Source organism: Streptomyces sp. NPDC058678 (genome assembly GCF_042714835.1).
Taxonomy (GTDB): Bacteria; Actinomycetota; Actinomycetes; order Streptomycetales; family Streptomycetaceae; genus Streptomyces.
The window spans coordinates 1-20,168 of sequence record NZ_JBHXSG010000103.1; the positions used below are offsets into that span (position 1 = coordinate 1).

The following is a 20,168-nucleotide window of genomic DNA, read 5'->3' on the forward strand; positions in this document are numbered from 1 at the left end:
CGGAAAGAAGATCAAGGTGTGGGCCGTCCCCTCCGCCGTCGTCCGCGCCGCAGGAGCCGTCCTCGGCCGCTTCATGCCCCTGGTCAAGGACATGGTCGCGATGTTCGGCTGGTTCGACACCGGCCGCTACGTCGCCGACCCCCGCCGCCAGGAGCAGCTGTTCGGCCCCGTCCCCACGGCCGAAGACGCCCTCGCCCGGTACACCGACGAGCTGCGCACCGCACAGAACCGGTGACAGGCCCGCATCCCGTCCCGCTGCCCAGGCGGGGGTCCCGTCGATGCGTGGCGAATTCGCCATGACGGATTCATCAGTTCCGGTGTCCATGACGATGCGCGCCATCGTGCTGTCCGAGCCGGGCGACGCGGACAAGCTCATCGTCAAGAACGTCCCGTGCCCGCGGTGAAGCCGGGCTGGGCGTGGATCCGGTGAAGGCGTTCGGGGTGAACGCGTCGAAGGTGACGACAGGCAACGGGCTCGCCGACTCGGATGTGGCCTTGTCGCGCATCCCGGGCATCGAAGGTGTCGGCGTGGTGGACGAGGCTCTGGAGGGCGCCGGTGTGACGCCGGCGGCGATGATCGGGGGCATGGGCCGATCTTTCGACGGTTTCTATGCCCAGCAGGCCGAGGCGCTCGAGGTCTTGGGCCGGATCGAGGACAGCCTCACACGGGCCGCGGCACAACACGACTGAGGTACCGCACGACGGATCCAGAGCCGCCTGCGGATCGGGGATCAGCCGTCCGCCGCCGCCTGAATCCGGGACGTCGGGCGCTACCGGGGCAGAACGAGGGCCAGGGTCAGTCCGACGACCATGGCGGCTGCCGCGATCAGGAAGGAGCCGCGGAAGCCGTACGTGATCGGGATCTCGGCATCGCCCACTGACGCTACGACGTCACTCGTGGGGCACTAGCGGCCCCGCCTGGCACCCGACCAGCAGGAATACAGCCCGACTGCTCGATCACGGTCTTCCCCCCTCGAAACAAACCGCCCCCACCGACAATCCAGTCCCCCGCCTGTCTGGAAGGGCCCTGGCCCTGAGGCCCAGGACAATCTCAGGGCGCCTCTACTGTTAGGTACGACTGCGATCGGCCGATCAGGCGGGGTCCTCGTCCAGCTTCGCCACCACTCGGTCGGAGATGTCGGCCAGCGTCCGCAGCTCTGCAGGGGTGACATGGTCCAGGAACAGCTCTCGTACGGCCTCCACATGCAGCGGAGCCGCCGCCTCGATCGCCGCCCGCCCGGCGTCCGTGATCACCACGAACGCTCCCCGCGCGTCATCGGGGCACTCCTCGCGGATCACCAGCCCTCGTCCGGCCATCCGAGCGATGTGGTGGGACATGCGGCTCTTCTCCCACTCGAGCGCCCGGCCCAGATCCTGGTAACGCTGCCGGCCGTCCGGCACATCCGTCAGACTGACCAGCACGCCGAAATCCGCTGCCGAGAGCTTCGACTCGCTCTGCAGCATGCGCGACAGGCGGCCCCCCAGCCGCTCATGCAACCGGACAAAGCTCCGCCAGGCGTGCTGCTCCTCCGCCGTCAACCACCGCACCTCTTCATCCATACAAGCGAGTGTAAAGGAGTTGATGAGTCACCAAGTTCTCCGAAGGCCGAGCCATCGGCCATGATCTCCCACGGAGGCGTACCGCGGCGTCCAGCGCGTCGCCGAGACCGCGGCGCAGCTCTGCCTCCGTGGCCTCGGTGCGACGCCGTCCTCCACCGCGGCCTTGCCACGGCCAGCGTGATCTCGCGGGCAGAGTCCCGCATGCCCACCAGATGGCAAGGCAGTGGCGCGCGGCGAAGGCACTGTGTGAGATCAGGGTGGAGATGCCCTGGCCGCACGTCGGCAAGCCGCACGACTACAAGCCGGGCGACCCGCGCTGCCCGTACCGGCAGCTGAACGTGTACGCGGATGAGTTCATGACCACAGCCCAGGACGGCCTGTTCGGCGAGGACATCCAGACCAACGGCGACGACCTCACCGTCACTGGGCTCAAGTACGGCATCGGCTTCAAGCCCGCCGGACAGTCCTCGTTCGCGTACAACGGGTTCTCCACCGACATGAAGGACAACCTGCGGCAGAACAGCCGCCCGGTCATCTTCAACAAGGGCTCGCCCGGCGCCACCCGCAAAAGCCGCGTAGGGCACCATGGAGAACCCGTACGCCGGTACGCCGTGCCCACCATCCCGGCCCGCTACTCCCGCAGCGAAGGCTCCGCGATCGAGCGGGCCATCAAGGGGGACGCCGACCCGGAGAACGGCGTGTGCACCGGCGGCCTCGCCGTCATCGTCCCGGACAACGGCCGCGCCGTGCTCATGCGGTCGCCGTACGCGGACTTCGACACCGACCTCGCCCACCTGTTCCCGGAAGAGGTCAACCGGCTCACCGACTACGAGATCAGCGAGCTGAGAAGCGCGGTCTGTGGGGCGATTGGGTACCCGACCCCGAGCCGGGCGAGTTCTGGCGGAAGAAGCGCCGCCGCTGCGAGCTGAAGCGGGTGCCGCGCAGCAAGGCCCTGCTGCCCACCGGAGTTTACGCGGGTTCCCCAAGGCGTGCGGCGGCCGCATCAGCGCAGGTGCGCAGGTTGCGCATTCTGCGCCGGCGATCCCATGAGGGCATGAGGTTCTCGCACGTACGGGCAGATTCCGCGAGCGGAGCCAGGAAGCTGCCCGTTCATGCGGGAAGCCGGAAGCCGCTGCTCAAGCGATCCATCCCTCACTGTGTCGGTGACGGTCCAATCCCACAGCTGAGAACTCGTCCTCTCCGGCGCTTGCCACGACGCCCAGCCGTCGAAGTGCCTGCGAGATGGCGCTGCCGGCTAGCGGAAAAGGCCGGCCCTCCTGTACCTGGACCGGTCCCAGCACGATGGTGCCGCCATCCCACACGGCAGCCTGCTGCTCGCCCACACCGCCGAAGTACTCGGCTTCCACGTAGGCCACCGGCCCGGCGGCCGACCAGTCAGCGAGGGTCTTCTCGAACCTTCCCGGCAGCCGCCAGAACCCCAAAGCGCCCGCGTCACCGGCATCCGCGACGGAATCAAAGAGGGCGTCGGTCACCGGCATCAGCGACAGGCCCTGTCCGAGCGATGCCAGCCGAGCAGCAGGCAGATCCCGCGAAAAGGAGCGCAGCATCTCTCTGCCAGCGATCACTGCTTGCAGGTCGTAGCCCATCCCAATACCCCCTCCACCGAAGTGAGGTCCCATCCTGGCGCACGCGCCGAAGCCGAACACGCGCGGTACCCCCGGCCAAAAAACAACCACGCCTCCAGGGGGTTCCTCACGAGAACACCGTCCAGGTCCCTCGAACCCGCTGGCTTCGGAGTACGACCGGCGCACGTGTCCCGAGGGCCTGGTCACCCGAAGGCAGCTGCGCGAGTGGGGACTGAGCCCCGGCGGGCACGGCCCGGTCGGGGTCCTGCGCTGCAAGCACTGCTCCTACCGACCCGAACAGACGTGCAAACACCCCACCCGGGCCTGGCTCTACAGCGTGGAACTCGCCCGGCCGAAACGAATACCGACGCTCGCGCAGGAATGGGAGCTGGACCGGGCGATGGCCGCGGGGTCCACGTGCCCCAAGTGCCGACGGCGCTACCGCTTCTGCCTCCAGGCTGCCGTATTGCATCGAATGCAACACATCTCGCGCTGCGCCAACTCGCTGAGCTGCAGTTGGTGCCCAGGTTAGCGCCGGGTCGGTGGCTGGTTGGGATGCGCTGACCTGGTACCCGTTACCGACTCAACGATGATGCGTTAGATGCATCGTGAGTGCTGTCGTTGATATGCCTGGAGCCGCGCGCCTGGTCCTCGCCGACGGAGTCGTGCACCTGGACCCCGAACCCGCCGTCCTGGAAGCGATGTTGGAAGGCTGGGCACTGCAGCAGCGCACGCGCTTCTTGAGGGAGTCGACGATCAACCCCCGGATCGCGCTGGTCCGTCGACTGGCCCGATTTACCAATGAGTATCCGTGGCAATGGGATCCCGCCGAGGTGGAGGCATTCTTCGACGATCTTCGTACCCGGCGGCCTGGCAGGCCGCTGGCGGTGTCGACCGCACGGAACTACCAGAACGACCTTCGGCTGTTCTTCGACTACATCACTGACGCCCGCTACGGCTGGCCGTCCACGTGCAACGAACGATTCGGCCGGTCTCCGGTCCAGCTTTTGCACGAGTGGAACACGATCACGCACACCAGCGAGTACGAAGGAGCCGCCGAACGCCGTCCGCTCACCTACGACGAAGTCCAGACCCTTTTCGACGCCGCGGACGGCCGCGTCGAGGAGATCCGCGCACGACGGCGCAAGGGCTCACTCGCGGCCCTTCACGACGCCATGGTCTTGAAGACGGTCTACGCCTTCGGCCTGCGGCGCCAGGAAGCGTGCGGCATGGACCTGTGCGACCTGCGCCGGAATCCTAAGGTCGCCGACTACGGCCGTTTTGGAGCGATCTTCGTCCGTCACGGCAAGGCTTCCAAGGGCGGGCCCCCCAAGCGCCGCAGCGTCTTGACCGTCCCGGAGATGGACTGGATCGTGGACGTTCTGGACCAGTACGTCAGCGAGGTCCGCCCCGCCTTCGTGCCTGGCAAGCACCCGGCGTTCTGGATCACCGAGCGCCGCGACCGGATGTCCCTGAGACGGCTGAACGACGCCTTCGAGACGGCACGCCGGGCCGCCGACCTGCCCGCGGAGCTGGACCTGCACTCGCTGCGCCCCACAGCTACGTGACCCATCTGATCGAGTTCGGCTATCCAGAGAAGTTCGTCCAGGACCAGGTCGGCCACGCCTACGCCAGCACCACGGCCATCTACAGCCACGTCTCGGACGAGTTCCGAAACCGGCTGCTGCGACGCTCACTGCAAGCCCGTCACGGCGATCTATGGGGGCAGGAAACATGATCAGGAAGATGGGCATCGACTGGCAGCTACGGATCCGGATGGCGGAGAAGGGCATGTTCCAGACCACGGAACTCGTTCCGCTGCTGGCCGAACGCGGCGTGCATCTGTCACGTGAGCAGGTGTTTCGTCTCGTGACCCAGACACCGCAACGGCTGTCCATGGACACGCTCGCCGCGCTGTGCGACATCCTCGCGTGTGAGCCCAACGACCTGATCCAGGTGGAGGTCGCCAACGCTGAGGTGCGCAAGACCGCCGACGAGCAGACAGCGTCCCGGCCGAGGGCGCGTCGCACGACGATCCGGCGCCCAGGCCCGGAATGACCGCTCCTCTCCGCCTCGACGAGGCACATCGACAGGTCGTCGCCCACCTGACCGCCCGGCTCACGGGGGTCACCGGCGAGCAGGCTGCGGAGGTACTGGAGCGCGGGAAGATCACAGCACGTTCCTGCGTCGCCCTCGCCCGCCATTTCCAGGATCACCCAGACGCCTTGACGAAGCCGGGCCCGACGCCTCCGCAGAATCTGGTGAGGCTCGCGCATGCCGTGGCGGCCGTCGGGCACGGCCCGGTCACCCTGCCGACCTGCGCCGGCTGTGGAAAGACCTCGCGCCAACTCACGCATCGTCTCCTGGCCGGACACTGCTGTTCGGCCTGTGCTCGTCGGGTGCGGGCCGCCGAAAACCTGCTCAGGCTGCGACGGACGGATGAAGATCAACGCCCGGGGCCCCAACGGGCCGCTCTGCGGCACCTGCTACGGCAAGCACGTTGCCACCACATGCGGGCAGTGCGGGCGCGTACGCCGCGCGACCTACCGCATGTCCGACGGCAGTGTCCGCTGTCAGGGGTGCCACCCACGCCCTGAGCGCACCTGCGTCGGGTGCGGAGTTCAAGCCCCAGTCCAAGCGATCTCGGCGGACGGTCCGGTCTGCCGGCGCTGCTACCGACAACCTGAGCGCCGCTGCGGCAGCTGCGGAGAAGTGCGCACGGTCGACCGGCGCGGTGGCGACGGCAGGCCCGATCTGTGCGCCCGCTGCTATCACGCTCCGCCGGTCGCCTGCTCCTCCTGTGGCCGGCTCCGGACGTGCGCGCACAGAGTGGCGGGCAAGCCGTTTTGCCAGAGCTGCTGTCCCCGTCCTACGGGCCCATGCGCACGCTGTCTCCACGACCGTCCTGTCCATGCCTACTGGCCGATGGGCCCGGTCTGCAAACACTGCTACGCGGCGGTGCGCGCACGTCCCGGCGCCTGCGCTCAGTGCGAAGAGCGACGTCCACTCATCGGTTCCACCGAGGCAGAGGCCGGCATCTGCGGACCCTGCGCCGGAGTCGATCTCACCTACGCGTGCCAGTGCTGCGGCACGAGCGACAGGATTTTCCGCGAGCAGTTGTGCGCCAGTTGCTTCGCCACGAAGCAACTGGCCGAAGCTCTCGGTGGACAGGGCACAACGGTTCCCGTACAGCGGCAGAACTTCCACTCGGCTCTCGCCGCCGCAGGACACCCCCGCAGAGTGGCGCATTGGCTGACCCGCGACGGAGTGCCCGCCCTCCTGTCCCAGCTAGCCGTTTCCGATGAGGAGATCACCCACCAACAGCTCGACGATCTGCCCAACACGCCGACCACTCGCTACATCCGCGACGTCCTCGTCGCCGCCGCGGTGCTGCCGCTGCGGGACGAACGATTGGAGGCCCTGCCTCGCTGGGCGGACGCCCTCTTGGCCCAGGCACCGCTCCCCCAGCGGCAGCTCGTCACCCCCTTCACTCATTGGTATCTGCTCCACCGCATCCGCCGGGCCCACCGGCACCGCCCGCTACGCGCCGGCACGCAGCACCAGATGCGATCGCGACTGCGCCGGGCTCTGGAACTGCTCGACTGGCTTGACGAGCACGGCATCGCTCTCGGGGAACTCGCACAGCCAGAACTCGAGATGTGGCTGGAGGAAGGGGCTGTGGAACGTCGTGAGGTGCGTGCCTTCGTCACCTGGGCGCGAGGTCGGGGCCTTGTTGGCGAGCTCGTAGTTCCCCGGGCTCGCATTGCCGCACCCAGCGTCTTCATGACGGACGAGGAGCAGGCCGAACAGCTGCACCGGTGTCTCAGCGAGGGCGCTCTGCCTCTCGATGTTCGTACGGCTGGCGCCCTGACGCTCCTCTTCGGGCTGCAGCACCAAACTGCTCGAACTCACCGTGCACGACGTCATCGCCGACGACAAGGTGGTGGCGCTCAACCTCGACGGCCATCGTCTTCCGCTGCCGCCCGAAGTCGCCCGGTTGGTCCACGCGCTACGCGACCAGCGCCAGGAACGCTGGCAGCTCGATCAGACAGCCAGCACAACACCGTGGCTCTTCCCCGGGCAGGAGCCCGCCCGCCCTCTCGGAGCCACCTACCTCAACTTGAAGCTCCGCCGACACGGCATCGCGCCCCGCGCCGGCCGCAACAACGCTCGTCTCGCGCTGGCCACCGACCTGCCGGCATCCGTCCTCGCCGACTTCACCGGCACCAGCATCAGCAACGCCACCCGCTGGACCGAATACGCCAGACGCGACTGGCTCGACTACATCGCGTCCCGCACAAGCGGCAGCTAAGAAGTCGGTTTCTCTCATAGGTGAGCCCCGGCATCATGGTCGTAGGCGGGTACGTATGTGAGAGGACGAGTGCGGCGGGTGTCTGGAGACGGGCAGGCGGATCTGACGGAGCTGTGGCATCAGCATTGGCCCAATTGCCCACCGGTTGGGTACAAGCTCCGTGACCCGTATCGAGATGTCTGGGTACGTTTTCACAGCCTGCCGGAGTCGAAGCGGTACGCGGAGGACGAGAGCGAGTACGCCGTCGTCCTGGAGCGTTACAACACCGTCCTTGATGAGTTGTTCGCTGGTGCGGACGTGCATGTGATCACTCCGCTCTGGACGACCGAAGCCGAGGTTCCGTCATCGCAACCCGTCACGGGATATTGGCAGAGCCTGCTGGTGGAGGACGATCCTGACCCTGAGTTCCGCACGTACTGCCACCTCTCGCCGCCCTCCAGCCCTGGCGGCGTGGCTGCATCGACGAGCTGCTCCGAGACATCGCCGATGACAAGGTGGCGGGCGTCCTCATCACCGACACCCGGATGCAGCGCGTCCACCACCCCTACGACGGTGGCGCCGACGTCTTCCTTGCCACGTCCGAGGAACGGGACCGGATGCGCGATCGACATGGCGACTGGCTTTCCAGTCATCCCTCGGGTCTCTGACCGGCTCGGATCGCAGCCCCGCTCAGGATGGTCTCCACCGCAAGTACCGAGTTGAAAGGCTCCACGAGTTTCTTGGTGGCGACGGCCACGAGGCGCGCGGGCGCATCACCGTCCAGCAACGCGCTCACGTACTCGATGGCCTCCGCCGGCGAGAGCATCGGCAACCTCTGGCGCAGTGTCCGCACAGCGTTCATGCGTCCGTGCGTGGCGGCGACTCCGTAGAGCGCATGGTGCAGGTCGTCTACTGCGGTGCGCACCGGCAGCCCACGTATCCGGACCCGGTAGTCGGTCTCCCACTCCCCTGTGTTCGCGGAGACGACGCCGATCTGGTGTAGTCCCCCGTCGACGCGGTCGACCAGGTACGGCCCATTACCGACCAGCATGTACCTCGAGTTCTGAGTGCGTACGAACTCCTCGGACTGCCAGGATACGATCCACACCAGTTCGTGCTCCTCGACACGGACCACAGCCATCCGTATCGCGTCCACACTCACAGCCCGCCACTGCTGATAGTCGCGCTCTAACTGTTCTTCGACAGCCCGAACGGCAGCTTCTCGCTCGATCACCCGTGCAGCATCCCGTATCGCCCCCGTGCCGACCAGCGAATTCGCTCGGCCCAGCGCTACGTACCGAGGGAGCTGACGGACCTTCCTGCCCAGGAATACGACACCTGCGGAACAAGTGCTCTGCGCCAGTACCGCTGCGCACCCAGGGCCGCTGCGACCCCTGCGACAAGGACTACGAGCCCAGCCCCGACACCTACTTCGCTTCCACGGCCCCGGTGACCCGACGCAACCGGCAGCGCCGTTGACGCTCCCTGCAGCTACTGCTGGTGCGCCGCAGGGTCCGGCGCAAGTTCACGTCGCAGGGGGAAACGTAAGTTGAACGACTTGTCACTCGGCGGTCCAGTCGGCGTTCGCGCCGCAGAGGACCAGGCATGGCAGGTCTCCGGGAACCCGGCCGGCCAGCCATGCGGCAAACGGGACGGCCGCAGCCGGTTCGACCGCGATTCGGCACTCTTCCCACAGCCGGTCCCGTGCCTCGATGATCTCATCGTCGCCGACCAGCACAGATGACACGTCGTGCGCGGCCAGGATGCTGAAAGGGACCTGGCCGACCCGGCTCGCGCCGGTTGCGGAGGCGGCGACGGAGTACGCGGGCGAGTCCACCGGCCCTCCTGCGGCCAGCGCGTCGTGCAGGCAGCGGCAGTGCTGCGGTTCGACGGCGACGACGCGGCGCCCGGAGCTCGCGAGTGCCGTACCGGCCGCCAGCCCACCGCCGCCGACAGCCACTGCGATCGCGTCGACACCTGGCGCGTCGGCCACAATCTCGGCCGCCACGGTCCCCTGCCCCGCGACGACGGCCGGATCGTCAAAGGGGTGAAGGAACCGATGTCCCGGCCACGCCGCGGCATCCGACGCCGCCGAGGCAGCCTCAGCGAAGGTGACGCCGTGCCGCACCAGTCGCGCACCGGCGGCCTCGATGCGGCGGGCCTTCGCCGCCGGAACCGTCTCCGGCACATAGACCGTCGCGGAGGCGCCGAGCAGCGATGCGGCCGTCGCGACCGCAAGGCCGTGGTTGCCGCCGGAGGCGGCCACAACATGATCGTCCAGAGGTCCGGAGAGTATCGCGTTGAGCGCACCGCGCATTTTGAACGAGCCGCTGCGCTGAAGGTATTCCAGCTTGAGCAGCACGCGCCGGTTACCGATCTCCAGTTCGAGCAGCGGAGTACACCGGGCGTAAGGACGGATCCTGTTGGCGGCCACGCGGACATCGGCGGCGGAAAGCATGTGGGTAGGAATATGCACGTGTTCATGCTTCAGTGGCAGCCTCATTAGCGCCAGCAACGATCAATAAGGCGCCGTTAGCAGTGCTTACGATGGAGCGTGATGGGAGAACTGGACGTCAACCGCCTGCGGGTCCTGATGGAGGTGGCACACGCCGCTTCCATCGCGGAAGCCGCGCGTAACCTCTCCTTCACGCCCTCGGCGCTCTCCCAGCAGATCTCCAAGCTGGAAACGGAACTCGGCACCCGGCTGCTCGAACGCCGCCCGACCGGCGTCGTCCTGACACCGGTCGGCGCCGTCCTGGTGGACCACGCGGAGCGTGTGATCGGAGAGCTTCGGCAGGCGCGCGCTGCGGTCGAAGCCGCGATGGGAGCTCAGCCGCAGCGTCTCGCGCTGGGTTCCTTCGCCACCGCGGCGCAAGTGCTGGTTCCGACGGCGCTGGCCGCGCTCCAACGCCGGTATCCCCTGGCCGAGCTGTCCCTTGTCGACATCGAACCGCCCGACGGCTACGGACTGGTGACTTCGGGCGATCTCGACGTGTTGATCACCCATCGCTACCCCGGCGTGGCACCGACACCGCATCCGGGGCTCGACCGGCAGCTGCTGCTCGACGATCCGCTTCGGCTGGTGCTGCCTGCCGGTCACCGGCTTGCCGAGGGCGGGGCACGTCGCGGAATCAGCCTCGGCCAACTCGAGAACGAGACGTGGATCTCCGGCGCACCGGGTATCCCGAACAGGACTTGCCTGGAAACGCTCGCCGGACAAGCCAGTGTCGAGCCCCACGTCGCCTACGCGTCCGCCGACTACCACGTCATCCTGGCGCTGGCCGGCGCAGGACTGGGGATCGCGCTCGTTCCGGAAAGCATGCTCTCTGGTGCCGACCGCTCCCGAGTCTCGGTCCACCCTCTGCGCGGGTTCACTCCGGCCCGCGAGATCAGCATCGTGCACCGGCGGCGGCCGACCGCACTCGTTCGGGAACTCACAGCCTTCCTGCACACCGCTGCGGGCACTCTCAGCCACAAGGGCCCATAGTCAACTCGCGGTCTTCCAGGCGACCTGATCAGGACCTATCGCCGGTTCCTGGCCGCCGGCGGGCCGAACGGCCCGTCGAGGAGTACGGTGAGCCCACCGAACAGGAGTGGCGCGACTTCCAGCAGCACTTCGAGCTACGCAAGCATTCCCTCGGAACCCGCGGACGGCCCTACGGAAGCCCTTGCAAGCACGAACACGCCTGCATCCGCTGCCCAGTCCTCCAGATCGACCCCCGCCAACGGGGCCGCCTTGTCGACATCATGCAGAACCTCCGCGAACGCGTCCGCGAAGCCCGCGGCAATGGCTGACTCGGCGAAGTTGAAGGGCTCCAAGGCAGCCTCGATGCCGCCACCGCCAAGCTCAACAGCCTCAACCGGGCGCCCGCCGATGGCCAATCACAGCTGGTCGACCTCGGTTTGCCTCTTCCCCGGCTCCGCTTCACCACTCCAGACGGATGCGAACCTCACGGCCGTTCGGGCTTGTGGGCAAGAAAGGTTGCGAAAGTCCTCTCAGCCCCTTCGATGGGTTCCTCGACGAGACGTGCGGTCAGGACGAGCCCGGCCTGCTTCAGAAGTTCGGCAATCCGGTCAGGCGGCAGCAGGTAGGACTCGTAAGACACCGGATGACCGCCGTATGCCTGTGTGGGACGTAGATGCTGGTCGGCCCCTACGTGGCCCGCCAGCATCAAACAGCCGCCCGGCGCGAGAGTGCGGTGGAACTCGCCGAACACCACCGGCAGCAACGCCGGTGGTGTGTGGTGGGTGGAGTAGTACGCGAGGATGCCTCCGAGGTTGTCGTCCTCGATCGGGAGCGAGGTCATCGAGCCGACGCTGAAACGCAGATCTGGGTGGGAACTACGGGCCAGCTCGACCATGGCGGGCGATAGGTCTATGCCGAACGCAGGGACTTGCCGCTCGGCAAGGTAGGCCGTGACTTTGCCGGGCCCACATCCCAGGTCGGCGACGGGCCCGAGGCCGGCCGTTCGCACCATCTCTGCGAAGACGTTCAGCATCCCGCGTGACAGCGGATCCAGCTCCGCCGGAGACTTGACCTGCTTGACGTAGTCGGAGGCGACCGTGTCGTACGACTCCTGGACGGCGGCGAGGTAGGAGAGATCAGGCATGCGGGCGACTCTAGTGAGGGCCCCGCAGCCCACGTGATCACGGTTGCCGCGGACGCCGCAGCGATTGAGCGGCGCGCTGCGCCCGCGGCATTTCTCGGTGGGCGGCTCCCCGGAGATGCCGGCCAGCAGATCGGCGCACAGGTCGCGCAGTTTGATGTTGCGCGCCAGTTCCTGATCTGCCGGCCGGCGGGACACCTCGTTGCCCCGCATACGCGGTGGCGTGCGGCACCCGCGCCGGTGGTCCAGCAGCCCGGCGGCGGCGAGCACATAGGCGCCGGTGCAGACAGAGGCCACCCGTCGGCTGAGTCCGGCCAGTCGGCGCACCTGGCCCAGTAGGCGCTCGTCCGACGCCGCGTCCTCACAGCCGATGCCGCCCACCACGAACAGGGTGTCCAGATGCCCCGCGACCGTCTCCAGCCCCTGCCCCGCTCCCATCAGAATCCCCGCCGAGCTACGGGCGCCCCGACGGCCCAGGGTCCCCAGCTCGATGGAGTACGGCGGCTCGGCGCCGTACCGGTTGGCGATGTCCAACGCGCCACTGGGACAGGCGATGTCGAGAATCTGCGCACCGTCGTAGGCGACGATCAGCACGCGCCGCTCGTTATCCATGCCCTGATACCAACACATCCCGCAACGCCGTCTGCCAGCGCGGCAGCGACGGTTCAAGACCGTGGGCGGCTTCCTGAGAGCGGGCCAGCATGGCGCGGATGGTCACCGAAGTCCATCTCCGCCTCGGCCCCCGGCCTGTGGACTGCGGAATAGACGCGCGCACCACCCGCAGCCAGCCTCTTGGGCGATCTGGGGTCGCCGGTCGGCGACTGGCAGGCCCGAAGCCCGCACCATCGGATAGATCACTGCCTCGCCCCGTGCTCGCCCAGGAGCCGCTCGACCACTGAGCGGTCAGTGTCCGCGGGTGTTGAGCAGACCAAGGTGGACAATGCACTTCGTGAGCCATGACTTACCCGCGCCCACAACCACGCGTTCCTTCCTGGCCGTACAGCCCGACGATCTGGTGTTGTGGCTGGATGAGGCAAGCATGCCCCACGGCCTGCCGTTCCTGCTCTCGCCACGATTCTCCGCCGCGCGGCCCGGACGCACCCACGACGAGCCGCTGCAGGCTCTCTGTCGTCTCGTCTCCGGGATGGCCAACCCTGAGTGCCTGCGGGGTCAGCCCAGCTGCGCCTCCAGCCACCGCAGGACCTCCGGGGTCACGGGGTCGGTGATGTCGGCGAACTCGTCATGCCGCTTGAGGAACTTGGCCACGTACGGACAGGCAGGCACGATCCGCTTCCCGGAGGCACGCGTATCGGTGAGCGCCTGCCGTACGAGCTCTGCGGCCAGGCCCTGTCCGGCGTAGGCGTCGCCGACCTCCGTATGGAAGAACACGCGCTGCTCAGCTCGGTCGCGGTACTCGGTCACGCCGGCGCGCTTGCCGTCGACCACGATCTCGTACCGATGGTGTGCGTCCACCCGCTCGACGACCGGGGCGGCAGAAGGCTGGCTCATGGGGGTGCCTTTCTGAGAGAGGTCAGCGACGCGGCGGGTTGCGGCGTGGCCTGATGGTGGCGTTGGGCAGGGTGGGCGCGGGAAGTCGGCCCCCGGGGAATCCCTCGATCGTGCCGAAGCGGTCGGAGGAGGCCTCCCAGTCCTCGCGGGCCTTGACGATGTCCTCGTGGGTGCGGCCGACGAAGTTCCACCACATGACGATCTCCTCGTCGAACGGGGTGCCGCCGAGCAGAATCACCCGCGCCGGGCCGTCCGACTCGTTCGTCAGCGTCAACGCGTCGGCGCCCGGCGGGACATAGCCCAGCTCCGCCCGGTGCAGCAGGGTGTCGGCCACGCGGACGTCCCCGCTGTCCACGAGAACGCCGTGCTCGAAGTCGGTGTCCACGGAGAGGGCGACTGTCGTACCCGGTTCGAGGATGATCTCGGCGCCCAGCAGCGGTGTGAACGTCCGCACTGGAGAGACGTCACCGGCGAGAGAGCCGAGAAAGACCCTGATCTCGGCCCCCTTCGTTCGCACGGGCTCGGGCGCATGGTGTTGGAAGTCCCGTTGCGCGTTGCGGTGCTGCTCCGGTAGCGCCAACCACAGCTGGACGCCGTGGACGACGGTCGTGCGCGGGGTGGAGACCTCCGAGTGGGCGATGCCGTACCCGCCCGTCATGAGGTTGATCTCCCCGGGGCGCACCAAGGCGTGGGTTCCGAGCGTGTCGCGGTGCTCGACCTCCCCGCTGAACAGCCAGGTCACCGTCTGCAGGCCGGTGTGCGGATGCGGGGGCAGCGCCATCCCGCCCCGGTCGGTGACCTCGTCGGGACCGTAGTGGTCGGCGAAGCACCAGGCGCCGATCAGCGTCCGGTCCCGCTGCGGCAGCGTCCGCCGCACCGTCATCGAACGCGGTCCACCCAGGGGCACGTCCCGTGCGGGGAGCACGTCGACCCGGGGCGCCCCGGCCGGCCGCACGTCGTCGGCGCGTGCCCCGCATCTCATCACTGCCGGCTCGGCTTCGACGTTGCTCACCGAGACCACCTCCCATGGGATCTAGTTGTTGCATCAACTACTATGTCATGATCGTAGAATAAAGGCCACAGCGAACTGGGCAACGAGCGGGAGACATGCGGATCTTCATCGACAAACAGAGCCCCAAGGCCTTCCACGCCTTGGTCCAGACGGCAGAAGCAGTGCGCGCGGTCGCCGCCGAGGCAGGGCTTGACCGCACCGTCGTGGAGCTGATCAACCTCCGCGTGTCGCAGATCAACGGCTGCGCCTACTGCCTCGACATCCACACCAAGGCGGCCCTGCGCGGGAGTGAGTCGGCGCAGCGGCTGGGAGTGCTGGCCGCCTGGCGGGACGCCGACGTGTTCTCCCCCACGGAGCGTGCGGCCCTCGCACTGGCCGAGGCCACGAGCGACCCCGCCGATGCCGTGGCACAGGAATCCGCCTACGCGGCCGCTCGACAGGTGCTCACCGACGACCAGATCTCGGCTGCGATCTGGGTGGCGGTCACCATCAACGCGTTCAACCGGGTCTCGATCATGAGCAAGCACCCGGTACGGGCGAATGGAGGTGCTCCGGGCGGGCAGAGCGGTGTCACAGTGTCCGGTGGGTGATGTGACCCCCGCTCATCGTGAGACCGTCCCCTCGTCAGTGAACGCCGAATACACCGCAGGTGGGCCGCCATCACGCCGAGGCGGCCCGCGAGCCGGCAGGTCATAGGCGGGCCCGGGGGCACCTGGGGGCCGTCCAGGCGCCCCCGGCCGGCCCGCAGGTCCGCTCACCGGTAGCGGCGTGCAATGTGCCGAGGAGCCGGTGCGGTGGCCGCCGCCGGGGTGGCCACCACACCGCATGTGTCACATCCAGACACGTCCGATGCTCACCCAGCGGTAATTACCGGTACCCGTGCCCGTGTACCAGCCCACGGGCTGCGAGTTCTGAGTGTCGCTCTCGCAGTGGTAGCCCGAGTAGGTCAGCAGGGTGGGAGACGCCTGGGCGGGGTCCACGGTCACTTCGGGGAAGTAGCGGTTCGTGAGAGTCGTGCTGTCCGTGGTGAATGACGCGCACTGGCCGTTCACACTGATGCTGTGGACCTTGCCTCTGGTTCCGTCGTTGACGGCCACGCAGGCGGCACCTGCGCCGGCCTGGCACTGCGGCGGCTGACTCGCCGCCTGGGCCGGGCCGGTGGTCACGGCCAGTGCCGCGGCTGCCGCGCCGCCTGCGGCGATCATGCTGATGAGACGCTTCTTCATGAGATGCGTACGCCTTCCATCTTCGACATCGTGGGCGCACGTGAGACGTGCTGCTGCCCAGAGGAGAAGGGAGTTGATACATCATTGATCTGCCACGCCTCGGCGCCAAGCTCACCAGGTTGACCAGCAAGCCCGTTCACGCCGCTCAACTCCCCCTGGAAATGACACGCCGTCCATGACGCCGGTGAACCATCCCGTCGGGCACCCGGTGTTCCAGGCCGGGCGCCGGGACATCGACACCGTGATCGTGGGCGGCCGGGTACTCAAGCACCGCGGCGAGGTGTTCGGGCTCGACCTCTCACGCGCGCGACGACTCGCCGAAGCCTCGCGCGAGCACATCCGTGCCGCCGTCGGGGAAACAGCCTGGCAGCAGATGCATCAAGCCACCTCGCACCTGAACCCGTCGGCCGGCTGTCCCGAACGACACAGGCAGTTGCCTTCCCACACGTTCGACAGTGCGGTCTGCCGTCGGGTGCCGGAACACCTGCAACTGGTCGCAAAACTCGGTCACGGTCCGGGCGTCCAGTCACGTCCCGCAGCGCAGCCATGTCTCCCAGGAGCAGCCCGCGCGCTTTCCGACGCATATCACCCGCTCGAATCCGTGGGCGGAGCCGTTCCTCACGGTCAAGGTCAGCAGGCCGAGATGGACGGCCACGGTCACGGCGAGGGCCCCTGACCAGTATCTGCGGCGCCGCCGCACCCTCCCGGTCCGCGGTGGCGGGGGTTCGAGGCGGTGAGTTCCGGCCGCCTCCCACAGCGGCATGACGAGCGTGCGCCGCCGTTCCGGGCCGACGGGCTCGGCGGACCCCACGGTGTCGGCCGCTGTCCCGGCGGGCAAGGCGCCGGACTCTCTGCGCGACACAAGGGGCATGGCACTCCTCTGGGCACGTCCGACACCTTCGCCACCCAAGCCCTGACAGCACCCTCGTGGGTGATGTCGCCGACCGTCGCGGTGATCTCTCCGCCGCCGGCACTGTTCGGTTCAGTGGCCGCGCGCTGCGACAGCGTGATGCCGTGGATCCGGTACTCCCGGGCGGCCGGCTTCAGCACGGTTTACCGCCCGAGGCCGCCGCCGATTCCGGTGATCACGACCGTCTTACGGCCGGTCACCGTGCTCGCCGCGTTCTGGCTCCGCCGATGCCGGTGCGCACCGTGATGACGGTCTTGACCTCGGTCGCCCCCCGTACGGTGCCTTTCACCACGGCCGGTGCCTCATCCAGCGGGACCCGTGTGATCGGCGGCGCGGCGACATATCCGGCGACGACGGATTGCGCCACGCGGTCGAGGAGGCGGCCCGAGGCCGACAGCACGAAGTTGGTCTCGGTGACGCCCATGGCCTCGAGTGCGCCCACATCGGCCACGAACCTCGTCGTGACCGCTGAGCCGCCCGGACGCACCAGCTTGGCCAGCGAGGCGAAGCGGTCCGCGTCGCTCACGACGTCGATCAGCGCGTCGATGCCGTCGGGATGCGCCCGCTGCACCGCCTCCGGCAGGGACACCGCTGTAGGGTCGATGATCTCGGCGGCACCGTAACGGCGCATCCGTTCAGCGGCGATGTCGGGCGCGACGGCGATCACATACGCGCCCGCCCTGACCGCGAACTGAATCGCCATCGAGCCCACTCCGCCCCGGGCGCCCACGATCAGCAGCGTCCTGCCCTCCAGCGGTGCGAGCATCAGCGTCAGATCGAGACCGGTCATGCCGATGGTCGGCAGCGCCGCCGCCACATCGAGATCCATGGCGTCCGGGACCCGCGCGAGCGGCGCGTCCTCGTCTACGGCGACGTACTCCGCGTACGTTCCCGTCACCCCGATCGGAGGGATCTCCGGGGCCGACCTTCACCTCGCGGGCCTTGCGCTCCAGCACCGCGACGAGGGCGTCGGCCGCGTCACCCACGGCCACGGCGACGGAGACGGCCATGCAGCGCTCGCCTGCGGAGCCGTAGGCGCCGGCGGTGATGTGGTTGGCTGCGAACTCGAGGTCGGCGTCGGGCAGGACGACGGCGTGGTTCTTGGCTCCGCCGAGGGCCTGGACGCGTTTGCCGTGTGCAGTGGCCTGTTGGTGGACGTACCTGGCGATCGGCGTCGATCCGACGAAGGACACCGCCTCGATGCCGGGGTGGGCCAGGATCGCGTCGACCGCGTCCTTGCCGCCGTGCACGACGTTGAAGACGCCCTCCGGGAGACCGGCCTTCTGGTACAGGCCGGCGACGAAGTTGGCGGCGGAGGGGTCGCGTTCACTGGGCTTGAGGATGAACGTGTTGCCAGTCGCGATGGCGATGGGGTGCATCCAAAGCGGCACCATGGCGGGGAAGTTGAACGGAGTGATGCCCGCGACGACGCCCAGCGGCTGGCGGAAGTCGTGCACGTCCACGCCGCGGGAGACCTGGTCGGAGAAGGACCCCTTGAGTACGTCGCCGAGGCCGCAGGCGAACTCGACGACCTCCCGGCCGCGGGTGATCTCGCCGCGTGCGTCGTCGACGGTCTTGCCGTGCTCGGCGGAGATGACGCGGCCCAGCTCCTCCTCATGCTCGACGAGGAGCTGGCGGAAGGCGAACATCACCTGGGTGCGCTGGGTGAGGGAGGACTCCGACCAGGTCTCGAACGCGGCGGAGGCGGCCTGCACGGCGGCGTCCACGTCGGCGGCCGCGCCGAGGACGACCTGGGCCTGCTCGGCGCCGGTGGCCGGGTTGAAGACCGGCTGGGTGGCGGTGGCGGCGCCCTGGGTGGGTGAGCCGTTGATCCAGTGCTGGATGGTGGTCACGGTGCGGGATTCCTTGGGGACGAGGTGCTACAGGTAGTGGCGCTGGGCCTGCTTGTGGGCGGCGTACGTGTCGTATGCGGCGCGGGTGGTGTCGAGCGCGGCGGTCTGGCTGACCGGAACGTCCCACCAGCCGTGGCCGGGCGGGTTGGGTCCGTAGAGGTCGGTTTCCACGTGCACGACCGTGGTGCGGGTCGCGGCCTTGGCCCTCTCCATCGCCGAGCGGAACTCCTCGACGCTGGAGGCGTGCAGCACGTCCGCGCCGAGCGAGGAGGCATTCGCTGCCAGGTCGACAGGGAGGACATCGCCATCCAGCCGACCCGAATCGCCGTTGCGGTACCGGTATTTGGTGCCGAACCGCTGTGACCCGAGCGACTCCGACAGGGCGCCGATGGAGGCGAAGCCGTGGTTCTGGACGAGGACGATGATGACCTTCAGGCCCTCCGAGACCATGGTCACGATCTCCTGAGCCATCATCAGATACGAGCCGTCACCGACCAGGACGACGACCTCGCGCGAAGGGTCGGCCATCTTCGCGCCGACGCCTGCGGCGATCTCGTAGCCCATGCAGGAGTAGGCGTACTCCACGTGGTAGGCCTTCGGATCGCGGGCCCGCCACAGCTGTTGCAAGTCACCGGGCATCGACCCCGCCGCGTTGATCACGACGGCCCGGTCGTCGAGGACAGCGTTGAGAGTGCCCAGGATCTGCGTCTGGGCGGGCAGGTCACCGGTGTTGCGGTCGGAGGCGAAGCACTCCTCCTCGATCTCCCTGGTCCGGAGGATCAGTTGGCGGGTGCGCTCGCGGTACTCCGCTGGGACCTCCCAGTCCGTGAGCGCTCCGGCGAGGGCCTGGAGGCCGAGCCGGGCGTCGGCGACCAGGGGTTCAGCGGAGTGCTTGACGGCATCCAGGCGGGCGACGTTGAGGTTGACGAAGGTGACGTCGGGCCGGCCGAACACGGTGTGGCTGGCGGTGGTGAAATCGGAGTAGCGGGTGCCGATGCCGAGCACGACGTCGGCGTCCTGCGCCAGTTCGTTGGCGGCATACGAGCCAGTGGAGCCGATGCCGCCGACCGCGTAGGGGTGGTCCCAGGGCACGGCGCCCTTGCCGGCGTGGGTGTCGGCGACAGGGATGCCGGTGGCCTCGGCGAAGGCCCGCAGCGCGGACTCGGCACCCGAGTACACGGCACCGCCGCCCGCGACGATGAGCGGCTTCTTCGCCCCGCGCAGCTGACGCACGGCCCGCTCCACGGCGGCCGGTTCGGGCACGGGACGGCCTACGTGCCACACCCGGCGCCGAAAGAAGGAGACCGGCCAGTCGTACGCCTCGGCCTGCACATCCTGCGGAAGGGCGAGGGTGACGGCACCGGTCTCCACCGGATCGGTGAGCACCCGCATCGCGGCCAGCGCGGCCGGGACGAGCTGCAGCTCTTCACGAGGGTCATGGAGAACATGCTGCGCGGCCGCATCGCCCAGGACCAGGAGGCGGCCTCCGGCACGTCGGTGGCGCCGGCCGCGACGACCGCAGCCCATACGGCGGGCTGCGGCTGCTGACAGCCGCAGCTCCCCGCGCCGACCTCCAAGCGGCAGGTGCGGGGTGGAAGCTGCGTGACCAGCTTC

Annotated in this window: 22 protein-coding genes and 3 pseudogenes; 10 read left to right on the plus strand and 15 right to left on the minus strand. The window is 68.4% G+C overall.

All coding sequences use genetic code 11. The features are described from left to right. Together ACFWWR_RS45140 and ACFWWR_RS45145 are read left to right on the plus strand one after the other, a co-directional pair. Window positions 1-235, plus strand: a pseudogene (locus ACFWWR_RS45140) (SDR family NAD(P)-dependent oxidoreductase); the annotation flags it as partial. Window positions 236-417: 182 nt separating this feature from the next. After that, the gene (locus tag ACFWWR_RS45145; protein WP_383868446.1) at window positions 418-690 is read left to right on the plus strand and encodes a hypothetical protein; all 273 of its coding nucleotides are present in this window, start codon (window positions 418-420) and stop codon (window positions 688-690) included. A 402-nt stretch (window positions 691-1,092) separates the two neighbouring features. Here the strand turns inward: ACFWWR_RS45145 and ACFWWR_RS45150 are convergent, their stop codons facing one another. Next, window positions 1,093-1,560: a MarR family winged helix-turn-helix transcriptional regulator gene (locus ACFWWR_RS45150; protein ID WP_383868444.1), complete on the minus strand. Its 468-nt coding sequence runs from the start codon at window positions 1,558-1,560 to the stop codon at window positions 1,093-1,095. Window positions 1,561-1,772: 212 nt separating this feature from the next. On the opposite strand from ACFWWR_RS45150, the gene ACFWWR_RS45155 reads away from it, so the two are divergent. Then, a complete protein-coding gene (locus ACFWWR_RS45155) occupies window positions 1,773-2,489 on the plus strand; it encodes a hypothetical protein (protein ID WP_383868442.1) in 717 nt (238 codons plus the stop codon). A 207-nt stretch (window positions 2,490-2,696) separates the two neighbouring features. Here the strand turns inward: ACFWWR_RS45155 and ACFWWR_RS45160 are convergent, their stop codons facing one another. Beyond that, window positions 2,697-3,167 (minus strand): hypothetical protein, encoded by a 471-nt coding sequence (locus ACFWWR_RS45160; protein ID WP_384310121.1) that lies wholly within the window; start codon window positions 3,165-3,167, stop codon window positions 2,697-2,699. 139 nt (window positions 3,168-3,306) lie between these two features. On the opposite strand from ACFWWR_RS45160, the gene ACFWWR_RS45165 reads away from it, so the two are divergent. The 3 genes and pseudogenes from ACFWWR_RS45165 (at window position 3,307) to ACFWWR_RS45175 (ending at window position 5,204) form a co-directional block, all read left to right on the plus strand. Next, window positions 3,307-3,678 (plus strand): RRQRL motif-containing zinc-binding protein, encoded by a 372-nt coding sequence (locus ACFWWR_RS45165; protein ID WP_384310134.1) that lies wholly within the window; start codon window positions 3,307-3,309, stop codon window positions 3,676-3,678. A gap of 76 nt (window positions 3,679-3,754) precedes the next feature. Then, window positions 3,755-4,884, plus strand: a pseudogene (locus ACFWWR_RS45170) (tyrosine-type recombinase/integrase). Then, complete coding sequence (locus ACFWWR_RS45175) at window positions 4,881-5,204, plus strand: helix-turn-helix domain-containing protein (protein ID WP_383868439.1); 324 nt, start codon at window positions 4,881-4,883, stop codon at window positions 5,202-5,204. The pseudogene ACFWWR_RS45170 and the gene ACFWWR_RS45175 overlap by 4 nt, the downstream one beginning before the upstream one ends. A gap of 1,482 nt (window positions 5,205-6,686) precedes the next feature. Here ACFWWR_RS45175 and ACFWWR_RS45180 read toward each other — a convergent pair. After that, window positions 6,687-7,058: a hypothetical protein gene (locus ACFWWR_RS45180; protein ID WP_384310123.1), complete on the minus strand. Its 372-nt coding sequence runs from the start codon at window positions 7,056-7,058 to the stop codon at window positions 6,687-6,689. Window position 7,059: 1 nt separating this feature from the next. Here ACFWWR_RS45180 and ACFWWR_RS45185 point away from each other — a divergent pair, with 1 nt between their 5' ends. Beyond that, entirely contained in the window at window positions 7,060-7,458 is a 399-nt protein-coding gene (locus ACFWWR_RS45185) for a hypothetical protein (protein WP_383868435.1), read from the plus strand. A 257-nt stretch (window positions 7,459-7,715) separates the two neighbouring features. Here the strand turns inward: ACFWWR_RS45185 and ACFWWR_RS45190 are convergent, their stop codons facing one another. The 3 genes from ACFWWR_RS45190 to ACFWWR_RS45200 form a co-directional block, all read right to left on the minus strand. Next, complete coding sequence (locus ACFWWR_RS45190; RefSeq protein ID WP_383868433.1) at window positions 7,716-8,069, minus strand: hypothetical protein; 354 nt, start codon at window positions 8,067-8,069, stop codon at window positions 7,716-7,718. A 17-nt stretch (window positions 8,070-8,086) separates the two neighbouring features. Then, window positions 8,087-8,671, minus strand: coding sequence for a YrhB domain-containing protein (locus ACFWWR_RS45195; RefSeq protein WP_383868431.1), 585 nt, complete (start codon window positions 8,669-8,671; stop codon window positions 8,087-8,089). Between the two features lie 327 nt (window positions 8,672-8,998). Further along, a complete protein-coding gene (locus ACFWWR_RS45200) occupies window positions 8,999-9,895 on the minus strand; it encodes a serine/threonine dehydratase (RefSeq protein WP_383868429.1) in 897 nt (298 codons plus the stop codon). A gap of 99 nt (window positions 9,896-9,994) precedes the next feature. Here ACFWWR_RS45200 and ACFWWR_RS45205 point away from each other — a divergent pair, with 99 nt between their 5' ends. Next, window positions 9,995-10,924 (plus strand): LysR substrate-binding domain-containing protein, encoded by a 930-nt coding sequence (locus tag ACFWWR_RS45205; protein ID WP_383868427.1) that lies wholly within the window; start codon window positions 9,995-9,997, stop codon window positions 10,922-10,924. 134 nt (window positions 10,925-11,058) lie between these two features. On the opposite strand, the gene ACFWWR_RS45210 is transcribed toward ACFWWR_RS45205, so the two are convergent. The 5 genes and pseudogenes from ACFWWR_RS45210 to ACFWWR_RS45230 all read right to left on the minus strand — a co-directional run bounded on the left by ACFWWR_RS45210 (window position 11,059) and on the right by ACFWWR_RS45230 (window position 14,565). Beyond that, window positions 11,059-11,319 (minus strand): hypothetical protein, encoded by a 261-nt coding sequence (locus tag ACFWWR_RS45210; RefSeq protein ID WP_383868425.1) that lies wholly within the window; start codon window positions 11,317-11,319, stop codon window positions 11,059-11,061. 68 nt (window positions 11,320-11,387) lie between these two features. Beyond that, window positions 11,388-12,047 carry a class I SAM-dependent methyltransferase gene (locus tag ACFWWR_RS45215; protein WP_384310135.1) on the minus strand — a complete coding sequence of 220 codons (660 nt, stop codon included), beginning with the start codon at window positions 12,045-12,047 and terminating at the stop codon, window positions 11,388-11,390. Between the two features lie 243 nt (window positions 12,048-12,290). Then, window positions 12,291-12,674: pseudogene (locus ACFWWR_RS45220) on the minus strand (DJ-1/PfpI family protein); the annotation flags it as partial. A 540-nt stretch (window positions 12,675-13,214) separates the two neighbouring features. After that, a complete protein-coding gene (locus tag ACFWWR_RS45225) occupies window positions 13,215-13,553 on the minus strand; it encodes a GNAT family N-acetyltransferase (RefSeq protein ID WP_383868423.1) in 339 nt (112 codons plus the stop codon). A 22-nt stretch (window positions 13,554-13,575) separates the two neighbouring features. Further along, the gene (locus tag ACFWWR_RS45230) at window positions 13,576-14,565 is read right to left on the minus strand and encodes a pirin family protein (protein WP_384310125.1); all 990 of its coding nucleotides are present in this window, start codon (window positions 14,563-14,565) and stop codon (window positions 13,576-13,578) included. Window positions 14,566-14,660: 95 nt separating this feature from the next. On the opposite strand from ACFWWR_RS45230, the gene ACFWWR_RS45235 reads away from it, so the two are divergent. Further along, entirely contained in the window at window positions 14,661-15,155 is a 495-nt protein-coding gene (locus tag ACFWWR_RS45235) for a carboxymuconolactone decarboxylase family protein (protein ID WP_383868419.1), read from the plus strand. A gap of 240 nt (window positions 15,156-15,395) precedes the next feature. Here the strand turns inward: ACFWWR_RS45235 and ACFWWR_RS45240 are convergent, their stop codons facing one another. Continuing rightward, window positions 15,396-15,791, minus strand: a complete 396-nt coding sequence (locus tag ACFWWR_RS45240) for a hypothetical protein (RefSeq protein WP_383868417.1) — start codon at window positions 15,789-15,791, stop codon at window positions 15,396-15,398. Window positions 15,792-15,966: 175 nt separating this feature from the next. Between ACFWWR_RS45240 and ACFWWR_RS45245 the strand changes: the two genes are divergently transcribed. Next, complete coding sequence (locus ACFWWR_RS45245) at window positions 15,967-16,467, plus strand: hypothetical protein (RefSeq protein WP_383868415.1); 501 nt, start codon at window positions 15,967-15,969, stop codon at window positions 16,465-16,467. A 430-nt stretch (window positions 16,468-16,897) separates the two neighbouring features. Here ACFWWR_RS45245 and ACFWWR_RS45250 read toward each other — a convergent pair whose 3' ends face one another. From ACFWWR_RS45250 to ACFWWR_RS45260, 3 genes are all read right to left on the minus strand, one after another. Then, window positions 16,898-17,368, minus strand: coding sequence for a hypothetical protein (locus ACFWWR_RS45250; protein ID WP_383868413.1), 471 nt, complete (start codon window positions 17,366-17,368; stop codon window positions 16,898-16,900). Next, window positions 17,337-18,554: an aldehyde dehydrogenase family protein gene (locus ACFWWR_RS45255; RefSeq protein ID WP_384310130.1), complete on the minus strand. Its 1,218-nt coding sequence runs from the start codon at window positions 18,552-18,554 to the stop codon at window positions 17,337-17,339. The genes ACFWWR_RS45250 and ACFWWR_RS45255 overlap by 32 nt, the downstream gene beginning before the upstream one ends. Window positions 18,555-18,581: 27 nt before the next feature. Then, the coding region (locus tag ACFWWR_RS45260; protein ID WP_384310132.1) for a thiamine pyrophosphate-dependent enzyme at window positions 18,582-20,168 on the minus strand (1,587 nt) is incomplete at its 5' end.